General features: G+C 68.0%; 21 protein-coding genes and 2 pseudogenes. 10 read left to right on the top strand and 13 right to left on the bottom strand.

Annotation, left to right across the window (positions count from 1 at the left end; genetic code table 11):
* The 3 genes from ABD269_RS12435 to ABD269_RS12430 all read right to left on the bottom strand — a co-directional run.
* Positions 1-1,107: IS110 family RNA-guided transposase (locus ABD269_RS12435; protein ID WP_344117865.1), on the bottom strand; the 1,107-nt coding region annotated here is incomplete at its 3' end.
* 351 nt (positions 1,108-1,458) lie between these two features.
* A complete protein-coding gene (locus tag ABD269_RS35365) occupies positions 1,459-1,887 on the bottom strand; it encodes an RICIN domain-containing protein (RefSeq protein ID WP_425572878.1) in 429 nt (142 codons plus the stop codon).
* 279 nt (positions 1,888-2,166) lie between these two features.
* The gene (locus tag ABD269_RS12430) at positions 2,167-2,895 is read right to left on the bottom strand and encodes a transposase family protein (protein ID WP_344117864.1); all 729 of its coding nucleotides are present in this window, start codon (positions 2,893-2,895) and stop codon (positions 2,167-2,169) included.
* A gap of 116 nt (positions 2,896-3,011) precedes the next feature.
* On the opposite strand from ABD269_RS12430, the gene ABD269_RS12425 reads away from it, so the two are divergent.
* From ABD269_RS12425 to ABD269_RS12405, 5 genes are all read left to right on the top strand, one after another.
* The gene (locus tag ABD269_RS12425) at positions 3,012-3,452 is read left to right on the top strand and encodes a DUF6585 family protein (protein ID WP_344117863.1); all 441 of its coding nucleotides are present in this window, start codon (positions 3,012-3,014) and stop codon (positions 3,450-3,452) included.
* A 61-nt stretch (positions 3,453-3,513) separates the two neighbouring features.
* Positions 3,514-4,518 (top strand): alpha/beta hydrolase, encoded by a 1,005-nt coding sequence (locus ABD269_RS12420; protein WP_344117862.1) that lies wholly within the window; start codon positions 3,514-3,516, stop codon positions 4,516-4,518.
* A 68-nt stretch (positions 4,519-4,586) separates the two neighbouring features.
* Positions 4,587-4,904 carry a hypothetical protein gene (locus ABD269_RS12415; protein WP_344117861.1) on the top strand — a complete coding sequence of 106 codons (318 nt, stop codon included), beginning with the start codon at positions 4,587-4,589 and terminating at the stop codon, positions 4,902-4,904.
* Positions 4,885-5,598 (top strand): transposase family protein, encoded by a 714-nt coding sequence (locus tag ABD269_RS12410; protein ID WP_344117860.1) that lies wholly within the window; start codon positions 4,885-4,887, stop codon positions 5,596-5,598. Before ABD269_RS12415 ends, ABD269_RS12410 begins: the two co-directional genes overlap by 20 nt.
* Before the next feature lie 437 nt (positions 5,599-6,035).
* Complete coding sequence (locus ABD269_RS12405; protein ID WP_344117894.1) at positions 6,036-7,238, top strand: IS110 family RNA-guided transposase; 1,203 nt, start codon at positions 6,036-6,038, stop codon at positions 7,236-7,238.
* Positions 7,239-7,568: 330 nt separating this feature from the next.
* On the opposite strand, the pseudogene ABD269_RS12400 reads toward ABD269_RS12405, so the two are convergent.
* Positions 7,569-8,117, bottom strand: a pseudogene (locus tag ABD269_RS12400) (RNA-guided endonuclease TnpB family protein); the annotation flags it as partial.
* On the opposite strand from ABD269_RS12400, the pseudogene ABD269_RS12395 reads away from it, so the two are divergent.
* Positions 8,118-8,189, top strand: a pseudogene (locus ABD269_RS12395) (IS200/IS605 family transposase); the annotation flags it as partial.
* Between the two features lie 55 nt (positions 8,190-8,244).
* Positions 8,245-8,553, top strand: a complete 309-nt coding sequence (locus tag ABD269_RS12390) for a transposase (RefSeq protein ID WP_344117859.1) — start codon at positions 8,245-8,247, stop codon at positions 8,551-8,553.
* A 142-nt stretch (positions 8,554-8,695) separates the two neighbouring features.
* Here ABD269_RS12390 and ABD269_RS12385 read toward each other — a convergent pair whose 3' ends face one another.
* Complete coding sequence (locus ABD269_RS12385) at positions 8,696-9,952, bottom strand: MFS transporter (RefSeq protein ID WP_344117857.1); 1,257 nt, start codon at positions 9,950-9,952, stop codon at positions 8,696-8,698.
* Between the two features lie 89 nt (positions 9,953-10,041).
* On the opposite strand from ABD269_RS12385, the gene ABD269_RS12380 reads away from it, so the two are divergent.
* On the top strand, positions 10,042-10,272 hold the full coding sequence (locus ABD269_RS12380) for an SDR family oxidoreductase (protein WP_344117856.1): 231 nt from the start codon (positions 10,042-10,044) through the stop codon (positions 10,270-10,272).
* Here ABD269_RS12380 and ABD269_RS12375 read toward each other — a convergent pair.
* The 7 genes from ABD269_RS12375 to ABD269_RS12345 all read right to left on the bottom strand — a co-directional run bounded on the left by ABD269_RS12375 (position 10,221) and on the right by ABD269_RS12345 (position 20,431).
* Entirely contained in the window at positions 10,221-10,982 is a 762-nt protein-coding gene (locus tag ABD269_RS12375; protein ID WP_344117855.1) for an SDR family NAD(P)-dependent oxidoreductase, read from the bottom strand. The two genes, ABD269_RS12380 and ABD269_RS12375, sit on opposite strands and share 52 nt — an antisense overlap.
* 214 nt (positions 10,983-11,196) lie before the next feature.
* Positions 11,197-11,439 carry an acyl carrier protein gene (locus tag ABD269_RS12370; protein WP_344117854.1) on the bottom strand — a complete coding sequence of 81 codons (243 nt, stop codon included), beginning with the start codon at positions 11,437-11,439 and terminating at the stop codon, positions 11,197-11,199.
* Positions 11,440-11,571: 132 nt separating this feature from the next.
* Positions 11,572-12,714: an aminotransferase class I/II-fold pyridoxal phosphate-dependent enzyme gene (locus ABD269_RS12365; RefSeq protein WP_344117853.1), complete on the bottom strand. Its 1,143-nt coding sequence runs from the start codon at positions 12,712-12,714 to the stop codon at positions 11,572-11,574.
* Positions 12,715-12,815: 101 nt separating this feature from the next.
* Positions 12,816-14,810 (bottom strand): condensation domain-containing protein, encoded by a 1,995-nt coding sequence (locus ABD269_RS12360; RefSeq protein ID WP_344117852.1) that lies wholly within the window; start codon positions 14,808-14,810, stop codon positions 12,816-12,818.
* Between the two features lie 10 nt (positions 14,811-14,820).
* Positions 14,821-16,083: a beta-ketoacyl-ACP synthase II gene (gene fabF / locus ABD269_RS12355; protein WP_344117851.1), complete on the bottom strand. Its 1,263-nt coding sequence runs from the start codon at positions 16,081-16,083 to the stop codon at positions 14,821-14,823.
* A complete protein-coding gene (locus ABD269_RS12350; RefSeq protein WP_425572875.1) occupies positions 16,080-17,726 on the bottom strand; it encodes a thiamine pyrophosphate-binding protein in 1,647 nt (548 codons plus the stop codon). The genes fabF and ABD269_RS12350 overlap by 4 nt, the downstream gene beginning before the upstream one ends.
* A gap of 47 nt (positions 17,727-17,773) precedes the next feature.
* Positions 17,774-20,431 carry an aldehyde dehydrogenase family protein gene (locus ABD269_RS12345; protein ID WP_344117849.1) on the bottom strand — a complete coding sequence of 886 codons (2,658 nt, stop codon included), beginning with the start codon at positions 20,429-20,431 and terminating at the stop codon, positions 17,774-17,776.
* A 381-nt stretch (positions 20,432-20,812) separates the two neighbouring features.
* On the opposite strand from ABD269_RS12345, the gene ABD269_RS12340 reads away from it, so the two are divergent.
* Positions 20,813-21,256: a hypothetical protein gene (locus ABD269_RS12340; protein WP_344117848.1), complete on the top strand. Its 444-nt coding sequence runs from the start codon at positions 20,813-20,815 to the stop codon at positions 21,254-21,256.
* Positions 21,257-21,647: 391 nt separating this feature from the next.
* Here the strand turns inward: ABD269_RS12340 and ABD269_RS12335 are convergent, their stop codons facing one another.
* Positions 21,648-22,715 carry an LLM class flavin-dependent oxidoreductase gene (locus ABD269_RS12335; protein WP_344117847.1) on the bottom strand — a complete coding sequence of 356 codons (1,068 nt, stop codon included), beginning with the start codon at positions 22,713-22,715 and terminating at the stop codon, positions 21,648-21,650.
* A 413-nt stretch (positions 22,716-23,128) separates the two neighbouring features.
* On the opposite strand from ABD269_RS12335, the gene ABD269_RS12330 reads away from it, so the two are divergent.
* On the top strand, positions 23,129-24,364 hold the full coding sequence (locus tag ABD269_RS12330; RefSeq protein WP_344117846.1) for a HEAT repeat domain-containing protein: 1,236 nt from the start codon (positions 23,129-23,131) through the stop codon (positions 24,362-24,364).
* Positions 24,365-24,738: the final 374 nt, after the last annotated feature.

The following is a 24,738-nucleotide window of genomic DNA, read 5'->3' as shown; positions in this document are numbered from 1 at the left end:
GGCCAGTGCGAGGACGGCCTGGGTGTGCCGCTTGCCCTCGGCGCGTTTCCGCTCGTAGAAGCGCCGGGACGCCTCGCAGCAGCGGATGCTGATCAGCGCGGACGTGTAGAAGACGCGTTGCAGGCCGCGGTGGTAGCGCCTGGGGCGGTGCAGGTTGCCGCTGACGTTGCCGGAGTCCCGGGGCACCGGGGCGACGCCCGCGAAGCTGGCCAGGCGGTCGGAGCTGCCGTAGCGGCTCATGTCGCCGGCGGTGGCGGCGAGGAACTCGGCGCCCAGCAGCGGGCCGATGTCCGGCATGCTGGAGATCACTTCGGCGAGTTCGTGCTTGCGAAACCGGGCCGCAATGAGCTTGTCGATCTCCGTGATCTGCTCGTTGAGGCCCATCACCTCCTTGGCCAGGGTGTGGATCACCTGCGCTGTGATCTTCTCCCCGGGAACGGCGGTGTGCTGGCGCTCGGCCGCATCCAAAACGGCCTCGGCCAGGGCCTCGGCACCACGGACCTTGCGGTTCCTGAGCCACGTCTCCAGTCGGCTGCGGCCGGTGCGACGCAGGGCGGCCGGGGTCTGGTAGCCGGTCAGCAGGACCAGCGGGCCGACGTTGCCGAGATCGAGCGTGCGCTCCAACGCGGGGAAGATGCTGGTGAGCTGGCCGCGCAGCCGGTTGATCCGGCGGGTGCGGTCCGCGTTGAGGTCAGCGCGGCGGTCCGTGAGGATCCGGAGTTCGATGGCCTGCTCGTCGTCCGGCCGCAGGATCGTCAGGTCCCGGCGCATCCGGGCCTGGTCGGCGATGACGGTGGCGTCCTTGGCGTCGGTCTTTCCCACGCCCCGGTAGCCGGCCGAGGCCCGGTTGACCGCGAGGCCGGGTATGTGGAGCAGCTGCTGGCCGTGGTTGAGCAGCACGTTGATCAGCAGGGTGGCCATGCCGTCGGCGACGTCGACCGCCCACACGGCGTCCTCGTCGATGGCCAGCACGTCCGCGAGCAGGGCGAGCAGTTCCGGCTCGTCGTTCAGTACACGGCGCGACAGCAGCCGCTTGCCTTCGGCGTCCAGGACCACGCAGTGGTGATGGGTTTTGCCGATGTCCACACCCGCCCAGATCTGGGGCACGGGGTTCCTCCGGTTCGTCGGTGTGCGCTGTTCTCCCGAACGACCTCGCCAGCGTGGTCCTACTCAGCGATACACCCTCGGGTGCCCGCAGCTCCTAATCAGCGGTCGAGTCGTCGTGAGACACCGGGCGGCCAGGTGAGGGGAACCATCGAGGGCAACCGCCTGAAAGCCATACCCGGTGTCTCTGGGCCTCTGGACCTTACGACGGCCCGTCCAACCCACCAACAACGTAGGACCGCCTGATCCCCGCCATCACGTCAAAGGATCCACACTCTGCGAGTATTCCGGCGCGCCTTCAACGCCAAATGCCGGGGCGATTAGGACGGAGCCAGGACCAGGCAGTGATCAGGTTCAATAATCTATCCGCCACTGCTGGTCACGGTGTCCGTGGCAGTTCCACAGGACCAGACGTGTGCCATTGGCCGTACTTCCGCCATCGGCCAACCCTATGCACTTGTTGTCAGCGGCGTTGCTGTAAATGAGGTCATCTCCAGTAATGCTGTGCCACTGCTGGTCACGGTGTCCGTGGCAGTTCCACAGGACCAGGCGTGTGCCATTGGCCGTACTTCCACCGTCGGCCAACCCCACACACTTGTTGTCAGCGGCGAGGCTGGCGATAGCCCAACCGCTGCCACTCTGGAAGTTAGTCCACCGTTGGTCGAGGTGTCCGTGACAGTCCCATACGACCAATTCAGTACCATTGGCCGTACTTCCGCCATTGGCCAGTCCCACACACTTGTTGTTAGCGGCGAGGCTGTACCAGAGGTTCGTCCCTTGCATGTCAGGACCACTCGCGGCCAGGCCAATGGCGTTGGCGGCGGGGGCCCCAGTGAATGTTGCCAGGGCGGCAATTCCCGTTGCCGCTGCCAGCATCCGAAGCTTCATAAGCGACCTCTTCCTGGAACCTGTGGGCTCTGCAGCGGCGTTCGGTCGACCATGAGACCTGACTTGATGTCAGATGGAGAATGATTCTGCACCTTACCTCTGCAGCCCGATACAGATAATTCAGCCATAGCGGCGGGCCGACCCAGCAGGCCCTGAGGCCTATTCACGGGGGTGTCACCAGCCCTTTTTGTAGAAGGCGAGGGCGGTGACCGTCTTGATGACAGCGGGGAATCGGGCGAGGGGTCCGCGGTAGCGGGTGGCGAGGACCTTCCAGTCCTTCAGGTGTGCGATGGCATGTTCGACGGCGGCGCGGAGGGCGTTGATGGACCGGTTGGCTTCTTTGTCTCCCGCGGAGCGTTCCCGGCCCGGTGGCTTTCGTCGTCCGGTGTGCATCCCGGTACCGAGGTAGCCGAGGTCCCCGAGCTTCTCCCGTGCCGCGAACGCTTCGGGGAAGTGGGACTGGCCCCAGGCGAACGTGTCGTGCGGCGAGCCGGGCACCGGCTCGGAGACCGCGAGGAGGTCCCCGGCGAGCGTGGCAGCGACCTGGAGGTTGAAGCCGGTGTCACGGTGCTTGCCCGAGAACATTCTCGTGCCCTCACTCGCCCAGTCCCAGGTCGTGACGAGCGTCCCGTCGATCAGAACGATCCGGCCGGCCGACGCCTCGGCGGGGTCCGGGACGTGTCCGGCCAGGACCTTCTCCACCACCGGCAGCAGGGTGTTCCACCGCCTGGAGACGGTGGCCTGGCTGACCCCGAACAACTCGGCCGCGACCTCCTGGACCGGGTTCTGCCGCAGCAGGAACAGCACCAGCACCACGGACTTGTACAGCCCCAGCGACCACATCCGCCCGGGTACGACCGGCGGGTCCGGCTCCCCGACGAGCACCCGATGCACACGGGCCACCAGCCCATCGAGTTGATCTGCTTCCAGCCCCGTCGTAACGTTCCAACTCAACGGCCCTGCCCCGGTACTCGCTTGATGTCGTGGAACACACCAAGCTACCGAGCAGGGCCGCCCTCATGATCGACAAGACCCCCGTGAACAGGCCTCATGTCGTCCGCTACGACACCACCTCCGTGTTCCGGACAAGTGGCACGATCTACACGCTCGTCGACGTCGCCGGAGAGCGGGTCGTGCTGCACGACGAGCCGGAGGCGGGTTGGGGGCCCGAGGTCCGGCAGGCCGTCACCTGTGCCCAACTGCCCAGGGCAGTGGCCGCGCTCGACGCCGGGGAGCGGCTCACCTTCGGGGACATCTGGCTGACCAGGGAGATGACCGGTTCCCGCAAGGTGTCCGTGAGGTGGTCGCAGGTACAGCGGATCGAGATCCGGAACGGGACCGTCGAGCTCAGCACAGCCGGAAAACGGCATGCGTTGGGCCCTGCGTCCGAGATCCCGAACCTCTTCGTCTTCTGCGCAGTCGTCGAGCGCATTCATCGGGATTTCAACGGCGGTGTCTAACGTGGCACCTTGGCTACCGTCCACTCTTCCGTCACCATTCCTTCCCGACCAGGAGGTCAGAATGAGCGCGCACCACCTCACCCGCAGAAACGTCCTCAAGGCCACCGGTGGCCTCTCCACGGCCATCGCCCTCGGCAGCGCGGGCGTCCTCGCGACGGCGTCGCCGGCTGGGGCGTCACCGGCCGGGGCGGTCGGCGACGGCTTCGGGCTGCGCATCGTGGACCGCAACGAGCAGAACCCCCGCCTGAAGTACTACCGGTTCGCGACCCGCGCGATCGGCTGGAACCCCGGCATCAACGTGCTGCTTCCCGACGGCTACGACACCAGCGGACGAACCTACCCCGTCCTCTACCTCCTCCACTGGGGCAACCTGAACGTGGATTTCACCTCATTCGACCGTGCGGGAGTCCGCGAGTGGACTGCCGGCAAACCCATCATCGTCGTGATGCCCGACGGCGGCCACGCGGGCTGGTACTCCGACCCGGTCAGCTCCAACGTGGGCCCCCGCAACTGGGAAACGTTCCACATGGACCAGCTCGTCCCATGGATCGACGCCAACTTCCGTACATACGCCGAGGGCAACGGCCGGGCCGTCGCCGGGTTCTCGATGGGCGGCTTCGGTGCCCTGAAGTACGCCGCCAAGTACCACGACCGCTTCGCCTCGGTGAGCGCCCACTCCGGACCGGCCAGCCTGCGCCGCGACTTCGGCCTGGTCACCCACTGGGCCAACCTGTCCTCCGCGGTGTCGGACCTGGCCGGCGGCACGATCTACGGAGCACCACTGTGGAACGAGGCCAAGGTGAGCGCCGACAACCCGGTCGAGAACATCGAGCGTTACCGCGGCAAGCGGGTCTTCCTGGTGGCCGGTACGGGCGGCGGCAAGGTCGACTGGTTCAACCAGGTATCCGAGAACCAAGTACTCGCCGGTCAGCGGGAATTCCGGGGGATGCTGCGCGATGCGGGCATCGAGCACGAAGCGCACGAGGAGCCCGGCGGCCACGAGTTCCGCATACCCGTCTTCCTCCGTGACCTCGACGGCATCATCGAGCGGCTCCGCAAGGCGTAGCCACGCGTTTCCGTTCACAATGCGATGGGAAGGTCGTCCATTTGCTTCCGCGTACCGAATCAGCCCCGATGACCGTCGCCTGGATCACCGCAAGCTTTTCGCCCGAGGTCAGCGGCATCGCGCTGGGAAACGTGGAGCGTGTCCGGTGGTTCACCGCGCAGCAGGACGTACGGCTGTGCCTGCTGGTGCCCGGCTCCACCGACGGCAGCCCCTTGGCGCGGGCGGGCACGCCAGGAGGTCTATTCACGGGGTGGTGCGGCCTGTGTTCCTTGATCGTCAGGACGGCCCTGCTCGGTAGTCTGATGTCTGTGACAACGGCAGAAATGAACCAGGGCAGGGCCGTTGAGCTGGAACGTTACGAAAGGGATGGACACCGATCAACTTGACGGGCTGGTGGCACGGGTCCACCAGGCGCTCGTGGAGGATCCGGATCCTGCCGTGGTGCCGCCGCAGATGTGGTCGCTGGGCCTGTACAGGTCGGTGGTCCTGGTGCTGTTCCTGCTGCGCCAGAACCCGGTCCAGGAAGCGGCGGCGGAGCTGTTCGGGGTGTCTCAGGCCACAGTCTCGCGGCGGTGGACGGCACTGCTGCCGGTGGTTGAAAAGGTTCTGGCCGAGCATGTCCCCGACCTCGCCGAGGCGTCGGCCGGCCGGATCGTCCTGATCGACGGGACCTTGGTGACCACCTGGGACTGGGCGAGTGAGGGCACCACCATGTTCTCCGGGAAGCACCGCGACACCGGCTTCAATGCGCAGGTCGCGGCCACGCTCGCCGGGGACCCGCTCGCAGTCTCCGCACCCGTGCCCGGTGCCCGGCACGACATGCACGCCTGGCGCCAGTCCCACTTCCCCGAAGCATTCACCGACCGGGAAACCATGGGCGATCTGGGCTACGTCGGCTCCGGCATGCTCACCGCGCGACGTAAACCTCCTGGCCAGGAACGGTCCGAGGCAGACAAGAGGTTCAACCAGAGCATCAGCAGGCTCCGCGCCGCCGTTGAACGAGCGATCGCACACCTCAAAGACTGGAAGATCCTCGCCACCCGCTACCGCGGCCCCTCACCCGTTTCCCCAGCGTCATGAACACCGTCACCGCCCTCGCCTTCTACAAGAAAGGCTGGTGAACCCCGTTCGTGAATAGAGCTCCCTGGTCGTGGTGCCGCACTGCTGGACCCACGCCTGAAGTAGGTGCTGACCCCGGCACTGCCACACGTGTGTCGGGGCTTTTAGCGTGCTGGAGGCACCACGTGACCGACCCCCCGAGGCTGTTTTCCGTGGTCCTGCAAGAGGGCCGCTGGCCTTCGGGCCTGGCATGACTGTTCCCCCCCTGTCGAAGGGATGACCTGGGGGGTGGTGTCACCGGGCCCGAGGGGTGCCGTCGGAGACGCTGATAAGAGGTCCGGCCACCGTCCGGTCCGGTGCAACGCCGGGCAGTCCGCGGACGGCAGGTCTGCATAACGTGGATGCGCGAGTACGACACCGACGCCAGGGCCAGCCGCACCAAAGGAGCTGAGCGCACGATGTTCGACACCGGCGACGTGGGCGTCTTCCTCGGCCTGGACGTCGGCAAGACCGCCCACCACGGCCACGGGCTGACCCCGGCCGGCAAGAAGGTCTTCGACAAACCCCTGCCCAACAGCGAACCGAAACTGCGGGCCGTCTTCGACAAACTGGCCGCGAAGTTCGGCACCGTCCTGGTGATCGTGGACCAGCCCGCCTCGATCGGCGCCCTGCCGCTGACAGTCGCGAGGAACGCGGGCTGCAAGGTCGCCTACCTGCCAGGACTCGCCATGCGGAGGATCGCCGACCTCTACCCCGGCGAGGCGAAGACCGACGCGAAAGACGCCGCGGTGATCGCGGACGCCGCCCGCACCATGCCGCACACCCTGCGCTCGCTGGAACTGACCGACGAGATCACCGCCGAACTGACCGTCCTGACCGGCTTCGACCAGGACCTCGCGGCCGAGGCCACCCGCACCAGCAACCGCATCCGCGGCCTGCTCACCCAGTTCCACCCCAGCCTCGAACGTGTCCTCGGACCCCGGCTCGACCACCAGGCCGTCACCTGGCTCCTCGAACGCTACGGCTCCCCGGCCGCCCTGCGAAAAGCCGGACGCCGCAGGCTCGTGGAAGTCATCCGGCCCAAGGCCCCCAGGATGGTCACCCGCCTGATCGACGAGGTCTTCGACGCGCTCGACGAGCAGACCGTCGTGGTCCCGGGAACCGGCACTCTCGACGTCGTCATCCCGTCGCTGGCCCGCTCGCTCGCCGCCGTCCATGAGCAACGACGAGCCCTGGAAACCCAGATCAGCCAGCTGCTGGAGGCTCACCCTCTTCCCCCGGTCCTGACCTCGATGCCGGGGATCGCGGTCAGGACCGCCGCCACCTTGCTGGTCACCGTCGGCGACGGCACCGGCTTCCCCACCGCCGCCCACCTCGCCTCCTACGCCGGCCTCGCCCCGACTACGAAGTCCTCCGGGACCTCGATCCACGGCGAACACGCACCCCGCGGGGGAAACAGACAGCTCAAACGCGCGATGTTCCTCTCCGCGTTCGCCGCCCTGCACGATCCCGCCTCCCGCACCTACTACGACAAGTGCCGGGCCAGAGGAAAGACCCATACACAGGCTCTCCTCCGCCTCGCCCGGCACCGCATCAGCGTGCTCTTCGCCATGCTCCGCGACGGCACCTTCTACGAACCCAGAACCCCACGCCTCGCTTGACGAAAGACATAGAGGCACCCCCCCGCACCGGACTGCGCAGCCCCGCAGGATGGTGCACCGCCGCTTCATCCTCAAGCTGATCCGCCCGCTGCCGAGCCGCAGACTCCCGCGCTCGAAGCTCGTCCGGTAACGACACCATGGCGCCCGCCTCCACCCCGCCACGGTAGAAGCAACGGCACCGCCCACACGCCAATCAACGTCTTCCCAGCTCAGCCGTTACTCGAAAGGATCCGCACCCGATCGCGATGACGCTCAAGGACCAGTTCGACTTGACTTGCTCCTCAGGTTGAAGCCCCGAGGATTCCGGCCTTCTCATCCGTTGTTGTGCCGCTACGCGGTACGGGGTTCGGTGGAGAGTCCGTGGCTTCCTGCTTCGTTGCGCTGTGCCGGGACGAGTCCTGGTCTGACCTGCGCTCCACAGGCTGTGACCGCCAGTCCGGCGGCCGTTTTGACGTTCTTCGCGGCATTGTGGTCCCGGTCATGGACCGTGCCGCAGGCGGGGCAGGTCCACTCCCTGATGTGGAGGGGTTTGGGACCGCCCTTGACGCCGCAGGCCGAACAGGTCCGGGAGGTCGGCTCGAACCTGCCGATCTTCACCAAGGTACGCCCGTACCTGACCGCCTTGTATTCCAGCATGGCCACGAACTGTGACCAGCCCGCGTCATGCACACTCTTGGCCAGCCTGGTGCGCGCCAGTCCCCTGACCGCCAGGTCCTCCACACCGATCGCTTGGTTCTCGCGGATCAGCCTCGTGGAGAGCTGGTGGTGGAACTCGCGGCGCGCATCGGCCACTTGTGCGTGGGCACGGGCAACCTTCAAGCCGGCTTTCCCGCGGTTCTTCGACCCCTTCTGCTTACGGGACAGGTCCCGCTGGGCCTCATGCGGTCGGTGCGCACGGACTTCGAGTGCGAACTGGTGGAGTTCAACGGCGAGGACAACCACGTCCACCTCCTGGTGAACCTCCCGCCCAAGGCCACCGCCACCAAGCTGGTCAGCTCCCTCAAGGATGTTCACCTCCCGCCGCCTGCGCCAGGAGTTCCCCGACCTGGCACGGCACTGCCGGCGGGCCAACAAGCCCCGGTCCGGGCCCTACTCCGCCGGAACCGTCGGCGGCGCCCCGCTCTCTGTAGTCAAGCAGTACATCGAGCAACAGAACCACAGAACCGGCCTGTGTGAGCATCACCCGGCTCCGCCGGGAAAGCCATCGCGGCGCTCCGCGCCACGGGCGGTGGACACACGACGTCCGGCTCGGCCGACCAGGAATCCACTACGCTCCGCTTCGCCACGGCAAGATGCGCTTCACCCATCGGGCTGAAGCCCGATGCACTGCGAATGAATCCCAGGTAGCCCCCCGGATCAAGACCATCAAACGCCAGAGGTACGGACGAGCCTCGTTCCAATTGCTGAGAGCCCGCGCCCTCATCCAACCGTAGGCAGATGACCGGCGATCGACACGGTCAGCGCAGGGAGCGGATTCCTGGGCTCGCGGCGACCAGACCGGCGCATGCCAAGACGGCGCTGCCACAGATCAGGAACAGCGTCGTCGTGCCGTATGGGAGCATGACGCCGGCAACCACGTAGGAGAACGGATCGAGCGCCACTGTGGCCAGCACGACGAGGCTCATCACTCGGCCCAGCAGTTGCTCGGGCACTCGCTCCTGCAAAGTGGCCACGACGACCACTCCGAGAAACGCGGACCCGATGCCGATGAGTGAGACGACCGCCGTTGCGGCGACGACATGGGTGACGGCGGCGAGCCCGGCCATGCCTGCGCCGATCGCGGCGACCCCGCCGACCACGGTCCAGCCGCGCCGGGCGGGCGGCCGCCACCCGGCCATGAGTGAGCCAGCCAGTGAGCCGGCACCGAAACCGGAGAGCACAATGCCCAGAGATCCCGCGCCACCGAGGCGTTGATCGGCGAGCACCGCGCCGCCCACAAGTACGGGGCCCACGACCGCGATGTTGATCAGGGCGATGGCTGCCAGCATCCCTCGCACCGGCGGTTCATGCCAGGCGTATCTCAAGCCCGCGGCGAGGGCACGTGTACTGCTGAGCTGTTCACCGTCGATGGCATCCGGACCAGCGTCGTCCCTGGCGTTTTCGCCACGTCGTACCACGTGGATGAGTGTGCTGAGGGCGACGGCGGCCAATGCGGCCATCGCCGCGATCCCACCGAGCGTCGCGTCAAAGCCGACCGCGGCGATGACTCCGGCGGCCACCGCCGGGCCGACCAGATCGCCCCCCGACTCCGCGCCCTGCACCAGCGCGTTGACCCGGGAGAGCTTCTCGGTCGGCACGACGGCGGGCAGCAACGCCAGGGCCGCCGGGAAGTACGCGGCGTCGGCGGCGCCGAGCAGCCCGGCGAGCAGCGCTACCGTCGTCACCGATGGTGAGGTGAAGGTGACCAGGGCGTCGAGGGCGAGCAGGACGGCGACCCGGAGCCAGGAGGCGCTGGCCACGACACGGGCGGGACCGAGGCGGTCGACCAGTACTCCCGCAGGAAGCAGGAGCGCCGCTCGCGGCAGCGCGACGGCCACAAGAACAAACCCTGTGGTGATCCCGGGTTCCGACAGCTCGAGTACGAAGAGCGTGAGCCATATGATGAACAGCGCATCGACCACGGCCGCCAAGCCTTGGCCCACGATCAGGCGGCGCAGGTGCGGATCCCCGAGCGGTTCGCGCGGAAGGGGACGGGCAGTCGGCTCCGTCGTCATTGCCAGCTCCCGCGCAGCGCCCGCCCCCTGGAACACGGACGGGTGACCGCGAGGTATAGATGGGACCGGTAGGAGTCGTCAACGTCGGCATGACCCGTGCACTGACCCTCGAGCTCGGCACCCACAACGTCACCGCCACCGTGGTCGCGCCCGGTTACGCCGAGACGGGCATGACCGCATCGCTCACTGATCATCAACATGAACACATCCGCTCGCAGATTCCGGTGGGTCGCGCTGCTCGGCCGGAGGAGACCGCAGCTGCGTGTCCCTATGCGATGTGCGTGCCGCCATCGACCGTGAGGGTGGTGCCGGTGATGTAGGACGCCGCGTCGGAGACGAGGAAGACCAAAGCCGCAGCGAGCTCCTCGGGCTGTCCGATGCGGCCCGAGAGCACCCGCGGCATCATCACCTCGAGGTAGCCCTCGGCGTAGCCGTCGGTCATCGGGGAGGTGAAAAGGCCTGGCGCGAGGGCGTTCACGCGGATGCCCTTGCTGGGGGTCCATTGCTGGGCGAGATCGCGGGTGAGCCCGAGGATCCCGGCCTTCGACGCCGAGTAGGCGGCCTGCGGCACACCGCCCGTGACCAGCGCGAGGATGCTCGAGACGTTGACGATGGCACTGCCGGGCAGCATCACCGCGCCTGCGGCCTGGGCCATCCAATAGGAGCCGTTGAGATTGATGTCGATGACCTCGCGGAACTGCTCCGGTGTCTCCTCCGTCGCAGGCTGTTCACTGCTGATCCCGGCGTTGTTGACAAGAATGTCCACCCGCCCGAATGCGTGCACGGCCGCGTCGACCAGCGCGCGGCAGTCCTCCGGCTTGGCAACATCTGTATGCACAGCGACGGCACGGCGGCCGAGCCTCTCGACGGCTGTGCGCACGGCCTCCAGCCTCTCGGTGCGCCGCGCCCCGAGCACGACATCGGCGCCGGCCTCGGCTATCGCGGTGGCGAAGGCGATACCCAGCCCGGAGGAGGCGCCGGTGACTATGGCGACGCGACCGTCGAGCCGGAAGCGCTCGAGGACGCTCATGTCCGCCTGACCCTACGGGGAGCGACTCCGTGCATGATATGTCTCCCGAAGTGAGTCTTGTCCGGTGCGGGGGAACGGTCCTGTGACTGATCGAGCCCTCGTTGATCACTTACGCGCTCCGCGCATCGTGCTTCGCGGACGGCCAGGACAGGTGACCGGCCGACGAGGCCCGGCAGGAGCCGAGCAGTGCCACGGCCAGGCCATCCGGCAGCAGTCACCGGTGGTCGGCGATGCAGCTCACCGCGTCGCCGACGGTCCTCAACTCCGCGACCTGGTCGTCGGGGATATTCACCTCGAACCTGTCCTCGAGCGCCACGGTGATCTCCACCATCGACAGGGAGTCGATGTCGAGATCGTCGGTGAAAGACTTCTCGGTGGTCACCTCGGCGGCGTCGACGCCGGCGACCTCTTCGACAATCTTGGCAAGGGCGTTGAGGATGTCGGTGTTGTTCACCACGGGGGTTTCTCCTTATCGGGATGGGGTCGGCGTGAGTCGGCCACCGCGCGGATCCCTGCCGCGGTCAGTGGGCCGGCTCGGTCGGTTACGCCCGGCGGTCATCGGTCCGTGTGGCGAACCTCGGTGGGAACGTCAGAGCCCGAGGCGCCGTCGGTAGGTGAGGAGGGTGCGCAGGAAGCCGTCCATCTGCTCCTCGGTGTGGCCCGCGTGCGGGAACAAGCGCAGTAGCGCCTGGTTGCGTGAGACGGCCGGGTAGGAGAAGACGGGTACGAGGTAGCCGTCCTCGACGAACCACTCCCGCATCTGCAGGGCGGCGGCGTCGTTCCCGATCGGCACCGAGAGCATGTACGACTCGGTCGGCGTTGTCGGCGTGCCGGCCTCGTGCATCTGTCGGCGAAGGCGGGCGGCATGCGCCAAGTAGTCGTCGACGATCCCCGGATTGCTGGCGAGGGCCTCGATCGTGCGCTCGGCGGTGTGAGCGGTGGGTGGCTGGATGGCGGCCGTGAACATCGAGGTGCCGGAGAGCAGTTCGAAGGCGTCGATGGCCGCCGCCGGCCCGGCGATCGCGCCGCCTTCCAGACCGATGGCTTTTGACAGTGACACCATGACGAAGTCGGCCCGCTCCCTGATAGCAGCCGCCTCCCGGGCGTACGGGCGGTTCTCGGGTCCGTAGACCATGAAGCCGTTCGCGTCGTCGATCATGCTGATGGCGCCGTGACGGTCGCACTCGTCGAGAATCTCCACGATCGGCCCCATGGTGCCGTCGGCCGAATAGATGCTCTCGGCGATCACCACGGTCTTGCGGGTCCGGACCCGGTCCAGGACGCGTGCCAGGTCGGAGGCGTCGTTGTGCCGGAACGCGTGGGCCTTGCGACCATAGCCAAGTCCCTCGAGGCCCTTCCAGATACTCCAGTGGACGTCACGGTCGACGACGAAAACGGTGTCGTGATTACGCACTTCGATCCCGGTGTCGAAATGCGCGGAATTGCTCATGGCGTGGATGAACCCGATGTTGGCCAGTAGCCCCGTCGCGAAGCTGATGGCTTGCTCCTTGCCGGTGTGGCGGGCGATCGTCTCCTCCAGCACTTGGTGCGGGCGGCAAATCCCCTGGGTCATCCTGGATCCGCTGGTGCTCAAGCCGTGGGCGCGCGCCCCTTCAGCGAAATGGCGTTGTACCGGGATGTGGCGCTCCAGATCGAGGAAGCTGATACTGGCGAAGTTGACCAGCTCTCGGCCGTTGCGGACGATGGTCGGCCCGACGGGTCCGTCCACCACCGGCGGGCGGTATGCCGTGTCGTGGGTGTTCGCCTCGACGAAGGCGGCGAAGGCCCACGGGGCCAGGCGGTCCGTCGACGGTGCGGGGGCGTGGGACGCGGTCATGGTGAGGTGTCTCCTCCACGATGGGCGCGAGGTGGTAGGGGCTTCAGGGCTGCGGCGAGGTGGCCGAGCGAGGCCGTTCCGGCCAGTTCGTCCGACGCGATCCCGGTGAAGCCGGACCGGTGAAGCAGCGCCAGTAGACGAGGGACGGCGACCAGGGTGACTCCGTGGTCGGCGAGGCACCGGTTCATGTCCACGGCATCAGGGCTGTCGGAGGAGCCGGTCGGCAGACCGCCGGGTCCGACAGCGGCCACGGCGGCGGCCAGAGCCCGTTCGGCGTCCGTCGCGGGCAGGCGCAATGGGATCCGCAGGGCTCCCGTGCCGCCGGTGCCGGTTCCGGTGCCGGTGCCGGTGCCGGTACGCAACTGGTCGGACGTACGGCCGGTTTCGAAGCCGGCCGGGGACAGGACGTAGCGGCCCGGGGCCACCAGGCCGGGCACTTCGCCGAGGTGGTCCAGGACGTGGCGGTGCAAGTCGTCGGGGGTGACGTCAGGGGCGATGCGGGCGTACGCGACGAGGTGCAGTTCGTCGCCCTCCCCCAGGGCCTCCTTGCTGGGTGCCACCGTCACTTCGTGCACTCCGGGATGGTCGCGCAACACGTCTTCGACGTCGGCCAAGCGCACCCATCCCTGCGGGGCGCGCCACCATCCGGGGGCGGCCGGTGTGAGCGAACGTTCCGGAACGGGGCACTCGGCACCGTCGGCGAGCGCGCGCAGGAGACCGCACAACCGGACGGGCAATGCCGCGGCCTGCTCGGCGTCGAGCAGGTGGTCCCCGACGGTGACATCGAGGGTGACGACTCCCTCGTCGAGGCTGAGGTCGACGTAGAGCGTGTCGCAGGGCTCGTCGGGCGCGCTGTGTATCCAGGTGGCGGGTCCGTCCGGCGGAGTGCTGTACGCGGGGACCAGGTAGTCGCGTGGCCACGAGTAGCAGTTGTACTCGATGGTGGGTACGGTCACGACACCGCGGCGACGGTCCATGCGCGCCTGGGCGGCGACCAGCTCCGCGGGGCGCCACTGACCGTGCCGGTAGGCGGCGGCAGAGGCGGCGGCGACCGAGGCGACGACCTCGCCGAACGCCGCGCCGGGGCGGAGATCGATCTGTACCGGAACCGTCAGGGCTTGGACGCCGATGCTGTTCCGCAGAGCGGCCCGGGCTCGGTTGGAGACCACCACTGATGCGAGGAATCGGTGTTCGCCGGTGCGGGTGGCGACGTCGTGGGCCAGCGCCGCGAGTACAACGACCTCTGGGCTGACCCGGTATCGCCGGGCGACGCGGTCGAGGTCGTCGTAGGCGCCCACCGAGCGGTGCTGGAGGCGGTGGCGCCCGGCGCCGTTGTCGGTCCCGCCGAACGGGGCCAGCACGCCGGTCGGGTTGCTCGCGAGACGCATGAGCCACTCGCGCTCCGCTGCGCGGGCGCGTTCCGGGGGCTGGGCGGCGACCGTGTCGAGCGGGTGTGTGGATGCCTCTGCCGGTGTGTGGTCGCCGCGCAGTTGGTCGTGCAGTTGGTTGATCAGTACCGCCAGCCCCCATCCGTCGATCAGGACGTGGTGGGCGGCCACCAGGACCGCGCGCGGCTTTCCTGCTTCGAGCAGCACCCTGGCGCGCCAGGGTGGATTTCGCTCGGGATCGATCGGGTGGGCGGCCAGCGCTGCTGTGGCAGCTTCCAGGGTGCCGGCGTCGGCGGCGGGGACGTCGACGTAGTCGACCGGCAGCGGGGCCCAGTCCGCGCGGTGGACGTGTTGTATCGGGCGGAGCGGGTCGATGGTGGTGCGCAGCGCTTCGTGGCGGGCGGTGAGGGACGCGAGTGCCGCGTGGACGTCGGCGACGGTTGCCGGGGGCGGGATGTGGCAGTGGTCGGCGAGCGGCGTCGGGTTCACCCGTCGTGGTGAGGGGATGGTGCGTTCGAACCAGTGCCACTGCTGGACCCAGGTCAGTGGCCCGCTGCGGGTGACGGTGGCGGGGCTGGGGGTCGGTTGTGGAAGGTGGTTCACGGCCGGGACCTCATACTGCTCGGACCACGAGGGCGGCGTTGTGGCCGCCGAAGCCGAACGAGTTGCTGAGAGCGGTCCGTATTTGCTTGTGGTGCTGCGTTTGGTGCGGCACGAAGTTGATGTCCGGGTCGATCGGCTCGTCGCAGTTGATGGTCGGCGGGACGTCACCGGTGCGGAGGACCTGGATCGAAGCGACGAGCTCGACCGCTCCGGCGGCGCCGATCATGTGCCCGGTCATCGACTTGGTGGAGCTGACCGGGATCCGGGTGACACGGTCACCCAGCACCTTGTGCAGAACGGCCGTCTCGATGGCGTCGTTGAGCAGCGTTCCGGTACCGTGCGCGTTGATGTAGTCCACGTCCGGTCCCGTTATCCCTGCGTCGCGCAGTGCTGCCTCGACGGCAAGGCACGCGCCCCGCCCCTCCGGGTGCGGGGCGGTCCAGTGGTGGGCGTCGGAACTGGCTCCGTAGCCCGTGAGTTCGGCCAGGGCCGTCGCCCCCCGCCTGTCGGCGACTTCGGCGGCCTCCAGCACCAGCACGGCGGCTCCTTCACTCATCACGAACCCGTCGCGGTGCACATCGAAGGGCCGGCACGCCGCAGTCGGGTCGTCGTTGCGCCTGGACAGGGCGCGGGCGTTGCCGCTGCCTGCGAGGTCGACGGTGGTGACGCAGGCGTCGGCGCCGCCGGCGAGGACGATGTCGGCCTCCCCATGGCTGATCATGCGCATCCCCGCGCCCACCGCGTCGGCGCCGCTGGCGCACGCCGTGCTCTGGGCACGGCTGGGTCCCTGTGCGCCGAGACGCATGCTGATCTCGCCGGCAGCGCTGTCCATGGCGGTCGTGACCTGGGTGAAGGGGCTGATGGCCCGTGGCCCTTTGTCGCGGAGCGTGTTCGCGGCGCGGTAGATCGACCCCACCGGGCCGTAGCCGCTTCCGATGATCACGGCGACCCGCGGCGCCAAGCGGTCGTCGATGACGAGTCCAGCGTGTTCGCTGGCCTCCAGCGCCGCGGCGAGGGCGTACTGCGCGTACGGGTCGGCGCGACGGCTGACCGTCGGGGGCATGTAGCGGCTGGGGGTGAATCCGCGGACCTGGCCGCCGATCAGGACTCCGAGACCGGTCACGTCGATCGCGTTCACGGTGTCGATGCCGCTGCGCCCGGCCAGCATCGCCGTCCATGTCTCGTCGACACTGTGGCCCAGCGGCGTCACCGCACCGTACCCGGTGACCATCACCCTGCGCCTGGCGTCACCTCGCTCTCGCGCGTCTGTCACTGGGGGATCACCCCGGCGTCGCGGAGGGGCGGGGCGATGTCGTCGGGGGCGACCGGCACCATGAGTACGGCCGTGCCGCCTTGTGAGCAGAACCGTCGCGCGGCGAGAATCTCGTCGGTCAGTGCGTCCTTGTCGCGCAGCACCCGATAGTGGATGTCCGATCCGTCCACCACGGGTGGCGGCGCGCCCGGGCGGGTGAAGGGGTAGCGTTCGGCGTCGAGGCCGAGGCGGGCGCGTTGGGCGTCCAGCCAGCCGTAGCCGCCGTTGCACAGCACTACGTACAGAACGCCGCCGTGGGCCGGAGCGGTGACGGTGATGTCCGCGCGGGCCGCGAGGAACGCTCCGTCTCCGATGAATGCGGTGACCTCGTGGTCCGGGGCGGCCCGCTTGACTCCGATGGCCGCGGCCGCTCCGAAGCCCAGGGGGGTTTGCTCCGACGGCACGATGGACCCGCCACCGGCGTGGAAGGGGAAGCAGTAGGACCACATGTCCTGCAGCCCGTTCTCCTGGACCAGCACGCGGGGCTCGCCGGCGGTGGCGTCGAGCGCGGCGAGCAGCTCGGCGATGCGGATCCCCGGCAGCGTCGCCGCGCGGACCAATTCCGCTTTCACCTCAAGCGACATGGCCTTACGGGCGACGGCGATCTTGTTCGCCCACGCCTCGGTCGCGTCTGTGTGCTCGGACTTGCGGTCTTCGTCCAGCGCCCGCGTCCAGCCGAGCGCGGCGTGCCGGGCGTCACCGAGCACGCGCGGGCCGGAGAACTCAGCCGACAGCCCGCCCGGATCGACGTTGACCTGCACCACCGTGACCGGGGGCCACGGCGTTCCGCCTTCGACAACTGTCTCCTCGAGTCGCCCGGCGAGCGACACCACCAGGTCACAGGATGACCACAGCGCACGGGCTGGGGCCGCGGCGTACAGGCCTGCCACGCCGCAGAACAGCGGGTGGCGCTCGTCGACGGCACCGCGGCCGGACGCGGTGGTGAAGAGCGCCGCGCCGAGGCGTTCGGCGAAGCGCTCGACCACACCGCCAGCGTTGCGGTGCCGCATTCCGCCGCCCACCAGCACCACCGGACGCCGGCTCGCGCGGATCGCTTCCAGTGCCGGTCCCGGGCTCACGGGACCGGGCTCAAGGACCAGTGGTTCGGGCAGCGTTGGCTGCGATCCGGTGAGGAGGATCTCCGCCGTGCGGACGTCGTCGGGTATCTCCAGGTACACGGGTCCGGGCGGCGGCCCCACAGCTCGGGTCAGCGCCGTCACCGTCGCGGGGACGACCCGGTCCGGATGCCCCACCCGGTGCGCCCATCGCACGAGGGGCGCTGTCACGGCGACCTGGTCGAGTTCCTGGAATCCGCCACTCCCCCGGCGCCGTTCGGGCACGCCTGCGGCGAGCACGAGGAGTGGTGCACCGGACTCCCGTGCCTCGAGCAGCCCCGTGGCCGCGTGCGTGACAGCCGGCCCTTTGCCCAGTGCGCATACGGCGAGCCGGCCTGACTGCAGCGCGTAGCCGGTCGCCATGTACATCGCGTTGCGCTGGTCACGGCACGGCACGAGGTCCAGGCCGGCAGCGTCGAGGGCGCGAAGCAACTCCAGATCGTCTCCGGGTAGCCCGAAGCAGGTGTCCACCTCGTTCGCCACCAGCAAGTCGACGATTGCAGACCATGCGTCGGCGTACCGTTTGCTCACCTGGGTCACTTCCCACCCACCGCGATGGGGGCGGCCGTCGGGAGATTCTGTGCCACGGCCTGCGACATGAGCAGTGGTTCGGCGTGCCGCTCGTCGCCGTAGGAGATGTAGTTCGCCCTCATCCCGAATCCGCCGAACGGGCGGTTGCCGTCCTCGGCGTCGAGCAGCGTGTGGTTGACACAGGTTTGGTGTCGCTTAGCCAGGACGTTCACCGTCTCCGGGTCGTTTCCGTAGACCATCGCTCCCAGCGCGCGTTCGCTGAAGTAGGGGCTCGACAGCCGTTCACGCAACAGCCTCGCGCTGGGGTAGGCCACGACGTTGAACACCGGGGCGAACATCTCGTCCAGGGGGAGCTTGTCGTTGAAGTCCCACAGCAGGACGGTCGGCTCGATCCTGCGGGAGGGCAGGTCGATGCGCCCGCCGTGCCTGATGTGACGCGCATGACGCACCAGGTAGTCCGAGCAGTTCACCAGCGCCGAGTCGTAGTAGATCGGACCGTAATCGACAGCCGGATCGCTGTTCTGCCCGAAATGCAGCGAATTCAGTTCTGCGGACAGGGTGTCGACGAATTCTTCGGTGCGGCCCTTCGGTGCGAACACGACGTCGGGGCCGAAGCAGTCCTGGCCCGAGTTGTAGAGCCGGATGTTCGTGACGTCATGTGCGGCGTGCGCAAGATCGGCGTCGGGTGCGATCACGAAGGGGTTGATGCCGCGGCCGAAGAAGAGGAAGAGCTGGTCTTCCGCCAGCCCTTCGCGGATGGTCTCGGCATTGGAGTAATTTCCGGTGAAGACGATGAGGTCCGCCTCGCGTACCGGTCCCGTTACGAACTTGCGCTGGCTGAGTTCGAATATCTTGATGGGTAAGCCGTGTACCGGCGCCAGCAGGGCGTGCAAGCGTTGCATCTGGCTTTTGATCTCAGAGGACGGCCGGAAGGTGATCTCGTCGCTGTAGAGGGACGCCACGAGCATGTAGAGCGCGTAGGAGTAGAGCGGGATGTTGGAGGGCATGAAGACCGCGGTCTGGGGCACGCGGCCGGGCCGGACCCGGTGGATCTCCTCCTCCGCTCCATCGAGGGTCGCGAGGAACGAACGGATCTCCGCGCTGGCGGTCTGGTGGGGCGAGATTTCGGTGAGAATCCTCAACACTGCGTCTTCGTTGTCGGCCACATACCGGCGCACTGCGCGCAGCGCATCGACACGGTTGGCGAAGGGAATACGGTAGTTGGTCTCATTGACGGTCGGGCCGGATACGGTTGCGTCGATGGTCATGTTGTGTGTCGCGGGCAGCGCGGTCATGGCGATCTTCTCCAGAACGGCCAGGTTGGGTTTTCCCGAGCTTGTGAGGGGCAACGTGGGGAGCACGACAATGTGGTCGGGCTGCTCATAGCGGGCGAGCACAGAACGCAGTACCCGTTTCCAGTGCGCAGGTTCGTGGTCGTCGGGGTCCGCGATCACGAACACCAGGCGACAGCCCAGACGCTCGTCAGGGACGGCGACGACCTCTGTCTGTGCGCCGGCCGACTCGGCCCGCTCGGCGAGGTGGTCGGGGTAGAGCGTGTGGCCGTCACGGTGCACGGCGTGCTTGCGCCCGACCGGGAAGACGTGGCCGACGTCGTCGAGCAGGCCGATGTCGCCGGTGCGGTGAACGGGGCCCGAAACCGGAATAATCTCGCCGTCATCGCCCAGATGGCCGGTCATCAGGCCGTCACTGCGTACGACGAGTTCGCCGAGCCGGCCGTTGGGAAGCGGCCTGCCATCATCGTCGTGGACTTCGACGACCACGCCGGGCAGTGGCGTGCCGCACCCGACCGGATCGGCAGGGGGCGCCAGCGCGATGTTTCCCACCTCGGTCGCTCCGTAGCCGTCGAGCAGGTGCCGGCCTGTGCGGGCGTGGAACCGGGCCGCCAGGCTGCGCCCCAGCGGCGCGCCGCCCACGCACCAGGCCCGTACCGTCTCCAGCGCGTTCGCGAGAGCGGGGCGACGGTCGAGCAAGTTGAGCAGGCCGTAATAGGTCGACGGGGCCCCGTCGACGATGGAGAGGCCGTGGTCCACGCCAATCGCAAGCGCGCGGTCCAGGCGCGTGGTTGGCCCGTAGATCACGAGTGTGCCTCCGCCCAGCCACCAGCAGAGGACCAGCGACAGACCATATTGGTGGGAGTACGGCAGGACTGGCAGGAAGACGTCGTCCGGCCGGTACCCCATGCGTTCCGCGCTGAGTGCGAGGTTGTCCAGAATCGAACGACCGGAGCGGACAATGCCTTTGGGGCTGCCTGTCGTACCCGACGACCACGAGATCGCGGCGTCCTGGCGCCGCGCCCAAGCCGCCACATCGGGCGCGGCCGCCGTGTTCGAAGCGGGCCGTGGCGCCGCGGTGTCGCCCGTACCGTCGCTGATTTCGAGCACCACGCGCGCCTGGGCGCGGATCTGCGATCGCTGTGACGGGGTGGCTCGATGATCGGCCAGGACCACCGAAGCGTCGAGGTGAACGAGCGCGAGCAAATCGACGACCCATTCAGGGGAATTGGCCCCGCTCATCATCACACGCGAACCGGGTTCGATGCCCCGGCGTACAAGAAGTTCGGTGGCGCCGAATATTCGGGCCACGATTTCGTCTGTCTCCCAGATGCGCCCCTCGGGCGAGATTAAGCGCCTGGAAATGGGCAACTCGCGCTCCTTAACGCCAGGGGTGTGTTCAACTCCCTGGACGTACACGTTTGCAGACCCGTCATCCCGCGATAGCGTCTGAATTCTGTTTAACAAGATACATCTAAAATGACTATCTCATACATGCAGAACGGTGTCGAGTACGGCAACGACACTCCATGACACGTGTGGTGTCGTTGAGCATGCAGCGACGGAAGAGATATGCAACGAGTGGCCAGTTCTGATCGGTGAATTCGTTGCGATGTCGCTGCCCACGTCGGCTCGTCAGCCCCGGCGAGATCAGTATGGGCAAGGCGGAGACAATCGACGCGAGTGTGGGGGTTGAATTTCTCACGGGACCCCGCCGACGCCGTCCACGTCGCCACGACGTTCTGAAGCTCCGTGAACCACCGCGACTTTCCGGCCGGATCCGGCTCCACCACCCCCGTCACCAGATGGCTCGTCACTCCCGCCGACGAGACCGCCGACCATCGTGGCAGCCAGCAGGTCGGCCGGGCCGACCTCGACGAACTGCGCGAGGCCGCCGACACCGCGAGGCGGTGGGACTCCAAATACGACGGCGGGAACCGGGAGGCCCTCCCCCGCGCCGACGGCGACGTGCAGTTGGGCTGCTATGTGCCGGCCGCGATAACCATGCAGCCCCATGCGCGGCTTCGTGTCCGAGGCCTGGACATGGCCCAGGGCGTTTTCGAGCGGGCCAAGGGCCACGCTTCATCGTTTGAGAGTAAGACCGACCCGACGGCGGTCCTGCTCCAACCGAGTGAATGCAGTCACTCACACGAGGGTGGCCAGTCAACGAGCATGGACCGAGAGCGACGCGAGTGAGACAACGACTGTACATGCCTTCCTGGAGCTGAGTTCACCTCACTCCACGGCTAAAGGAGTCGACATGCGTCGTATTGCCGTCGCTCTTTCCACGGCGCTTCTCAGTATCTCCCTAGCGGGACTTGCGGGAACAGCTGTAGCCACACCCGCAGTCGTCACAGCTAACCAATGCAGGCTGGGGGGCGGACAGGTCGTCGTGCTCTCACCCGGCGTGAACGTCTGTGTCGGTGGCACATTCGATGGCCAGCAAGTTGTTGGCTGATAGTTGTGTCGTAGATAATGCGGCGCGCTAACCCAACCTGTCGTCGCTCCGCATTATTTATGGCGCAACAGAGACGTAGTGGGGAAGTTGTGCTCCTGCCTTCAGTCTCGATGTTTCATATGGGTCGGCTCAGGTGAGGAGTCTCGCGAGCAGCGCCATCTCGGTGGGCGGGTCGATCACCGGCTGGATGAGGAGTTCGTCGACGCCGGCCTGTTCCAGGGTGGTGATGCGGGCGAGGAGGTCGTCGCGGGTGCCGACCAGGGCCAGGGTGTCCATCAGCGAGGGCAGAACCAGGTCCCGGTCCTGCGGTGCGATGCGTCCGAGGTAGTTGGGGTAGAGCTTGGTGTGCCGGTCCGGCGCCGTGGCGGTAGTGCCGCGCCGATCGAGGAGCCGCCACACCGCCTCGCGTTCCTCGGGGCCGAGTTGCTCGGCGAAGGCGGGTGTGTCGGCGGCCGTGTCGGCGGCGAAGGCCAGCAGCGACAGGACGAGGTGGCCCGTCGCGTCCCGGGCCGCGTCGCCGTGGGGATCCTCGCCCGCGCCGAGCAGGTGGAGCGAGGTGACCACGTAGGAGTCCGTGTGGGAGTCGGGGTCGCGGGGTGTGCCCTGGGCGGCGTGGCGACGGGTGTCGTGCAGCGCGTGCCAGGCGGTGGGGTCCAGCAGACCGAAGGAGATGAGGCCGGTGCCACGGCGGCCAGCGACGGCGGCGGCCTTCGGCCCGAGCAGTGCGGCCACGACGAACTCGATCGGGTCGGCGGTGTTCACGTGCGCCCCGGCGTGCAGGAACCGGATGTCGCGGACCCGGTCACCTTCGCGGTACTCGGTCGAACGTCCGGCGCACAGGTCCTGCAGTGCGACGGTGAAGTTCTCCAGCCTGGCCGCCGTGGTCGGTCGCATGCCCAGGGTGCGCCGGGCGGTGTTTCCGGTGCCGACTCCGCAGATGATCCGGCCCGGTGCCAGGGCGTTGAGGCTGGCGAGCCCGCTCGCGGCGGCCGGGGCCGAGCGCAGCGCCGGTGAAGTCACGCCGATGCCGAGCCTGATGCGGCTGGTCGCCTTCGCACACAGGCTCAAGGCGACGAAGGGGTCGCCGTGGACCATCGGGGTGTCGTTGACCCAGAAGCTGTGCAGGCCCAACTCCTCGGCTCGCACGGCGAGGTCCTCCACACCGGGCTGCGCGGCGACAACGACGCCTGCACGCATCAAAACCTCCAAGGTGTGAGGTTCGAATCGAACCCGCTCAGCATGGCAGGTCCCGGCGCAGGGCCGTTGCGGAGTCGCGTGATCTTGTAGCGCCGCAGGGCGGGGTGGTCGTGCCTGACGCGGGAATCCCGCCCCAAGTTCGAGACACGTTCGAGCGGTGGCCTTCCGGGCGCCCTCCCGGCATGCTCTGTCGGTGCTCTGATGTGGCACACCGTCACCGGCACCGGTTCGGCCTGGTTCGTCCGTTGCCCGGGGCCTTGCCGGTCGAGACGGCCTGCTGCCCGGCCGCCGCCTCCCCTCGCGTTAAGATCGCCTGTTCGAAAATCAGGTTGAGGGCCAACACGGAGCGGTCCGAAGGGCTGCGAACGCTGCCCGCCGGGCCAGCGGTGCGGCAGGACATGGGGAGGGATTCCATGGGCGAGAAGCCACTCATCGCGGCCGTACGCAGGGGTGACGCGAAGACCGTCGAGACCTTGCTGGAAGCGGGGGCCGACCCCAATACTGTCGACGAGCACGGCACGCCCGCACTGTGCCTGGCGGTGGACGCCTTCGACCTGCCGGTCGCCGAAGTGCTGATGACGTCGGCCTGGCTGAACTGCACCGCCGCCGACGGCCGTACTCCCCTGCTGCGTGCGATCGAGCTCGGCAACCACTCCATCGCGGCCGCGCTCACCAACCATGGGGCACACCTGTGGCCCAAGGACGCCGAGGGACGCGATGCCCTGGAACTGGCCCGGTACTGGCACACCACGGGTGCCGAGACCGAACTCCGCCGCCGAAGCGGATCGCCGACGCCGGCCGGGCGCAGAACAGTGCGGGAGGAATCCGGGACGGTCTGCGAGGAACTGTCACTCGGGGGCCTGACGGTCCGCACCGGTCACGCCGCGATCCTCACCGACCTGGAGTCCAAATACGGGGTCACGCCGTCCTTCGCCGAGCTGATGAAGCGCGCCCTGGCGGAGCCGGACGTCGACCACGAGGTGTGGTGGGCCACCACGCATGCGCTCCGACAGCGCGAGGACCCCTCCGTCTGGGACGCGGCGGGTGCCCTGCGGGACCGTCCGGACCCACTGGAGCGGTACTTCGGCGCGCTGGTACTTCGCCTGGGTGTCCTCTTCGACATGAGCGACGACGAATCCTTCGTCCGACCGATCGTCGACCACCTCCTTCCCTGGGCGGCGCGGGAGGGGGACCCACGGGTGATGCGGGAGCTGACCGCCGGACTGTCCGACGCCCTCGATCCCCGGGCCGCGCAGGCGCTACCCGCGCTCACCCGGCACCACGACGCCGAGGTCCGCCGATGGGCGGTCTCCGGCCTGCAGTGGCCGATCAGAACAGGGAACCCCCAGGCACTGGCCGCCGTCGTCGCGTGCACCCGGGACGCGGACGCCGCGGTGCACGTGGGGGCCTGCAAAGCACTCGGCGACGCCCCCACGGACGCGTTGGTCGCTTCGGACGCTCTTGCCATGTGCCTCCATGATGAGGACGAAGCCGTACGGGTCACGGCAGCGGTCCGGCTGGCCTTGCGCGACGACCCACGGGGCGACGAGGTACTGCGCGGTGTCGACAACACCGACCAGGACTCGCCCTACTACTGGGATCTCCATGACGTGCGGCGTCACCGTCAGGTACCCAACCCCGCCAGGTGACGCACCCAGTCACCCGGCGTCAGGAACAGACACCGGGCACCCCGCTACGACGTGGGCAAGACCGTCAGGCGCGAAACCACCCTCGTCGCTTTGAGTAACAGACGTAGATAAAGGTCAAGTTCAGAATTCGCCCCGCATCTTCACTACGGGTGACTGATCCTGGTCAAGGATGCCTGGCGACAGATCAGCGGCTTGATCGACGTGGTGCGGTTTCTCAAGCTGGCAGGTCATCATGCGGCGGAGAGCTTCGTTCGATGCTCCCTCCCGTGCATCGGCCGGCACCCGGCTGATGACGTCGGGAAGAACGCGCCCGCGCCGAAGCCCCGGCCTGAGACGTCTGCTCCCCCTCATATCACCGGGCGCGCCCTCGGAGG

This window comes from Streptomyces blastmyceticus (genome assembly GCF_039521185.1).
Classification (GTDB): domain Bacteria; phylum Actinomycetota; class Actinomycetes; order Streptomycetales; family Streptomycetaceae; genus Streptomyces; species Streptomyces blastmyceticus.
The sequence above is the reverse complement of the archived record's forward strand: the minus strand, read 5'-3'. Positions and strand labels throughout refer to the sequence as shown.

What these genes read in the sequence shown, in the direction of transcription:
- ABD269_RS12385 (WP_344117857.1), bottom strand. Translation starts at nt 9,952, where the DNA reads ATGACGACGGAGCCGACTGCCCGTCCCCTTCCGCGCGAACCGCTCGGG.
- ABD269_RS12410 (WP_344117860.1), top strand. Translation starts at nt 4,885, where the DNA reads ATGGACACCGATCAACTTGACGGGCTGGTGGCACGGGTCCACCAGGCG.
- ABD269_RS12335 (WP_344117847.1), bottom strand. Translation starts at nt 22,715, where the DNA reads ATGCGTGCAGGCGTCGTTGTCGCCGCGCAGCCCGGTGTGGAGGACCTC.
- ABD269_RS12375 (WP_344117855.1), bottom strand. Translation starts at nt 10,982, where the DNA reads ATGAGCGTCCTCGAGCGCTTCCGGCTCGACGGTCGCGTCGCCATAGTC.
- ABD269_RS12425 (WP_344117863.1), top strand. Translation starts at nt 3,012, where the DNA reads ATGATCGACAAGACCCCCGTGAACAGGCCTCATGTCGTCCGCTACGAC.
- ABD269_RS12380 (WP_344117856.1), top strand. Translation starts at nt 10,042, where the DNA reads ATGACCCGTGCACTGACCCTCGAGCTCGGCACCCACAACGTCACCGCC.
- ABD269_RS12420 (WP_344117862.1), top strand. Translation starts at nt 3,514, where the DNA reads ATGAGCGCGCACCACCTCACCCGCAGAAACGTCCTCAAGGCCACCGGT.
- ABD269_RS12390 (WP_344117859.1), top strand. Translation starts at nt 8,245, where the DNA reads ATGTTCACCTCCCGCCGCCTGCGCCAGGAGTTCCCCGACCTGGCACGG.
- ABD269_RS12405 (WP_344117894.1), top strand. Translation starts at nt 6,036, where the DNA reads ATGTTCGACACCGGCGACGTGGGCGTCTTCCTCGGCCTGGACGTCGGC.
- ABD269_RS12330 (WP_344117846.1), top strand. Translation starts at nt 23,129, where the DNA reads ATGGGCGAGAAGCCACTCATCGCGGCCGTACGCAGGGGTGACGCGAAG.
- ABD269_RS35365 (WP_425572878.1), bottom strand. Translation starts at nt 1,887, where the DNA reads ATGCAAGGGACGAACCTCTGGTACAGCCTCGCCGCTAACAACAAGTGT.
- ABD269_RS12415 (WP_344117861.1), top strand. Translation starts at nt 4,587, where the DNA reads ATGACCGTCGCCTGGATCACCGCAAGCTTTTCGCCCGAGGTCAGCGGC.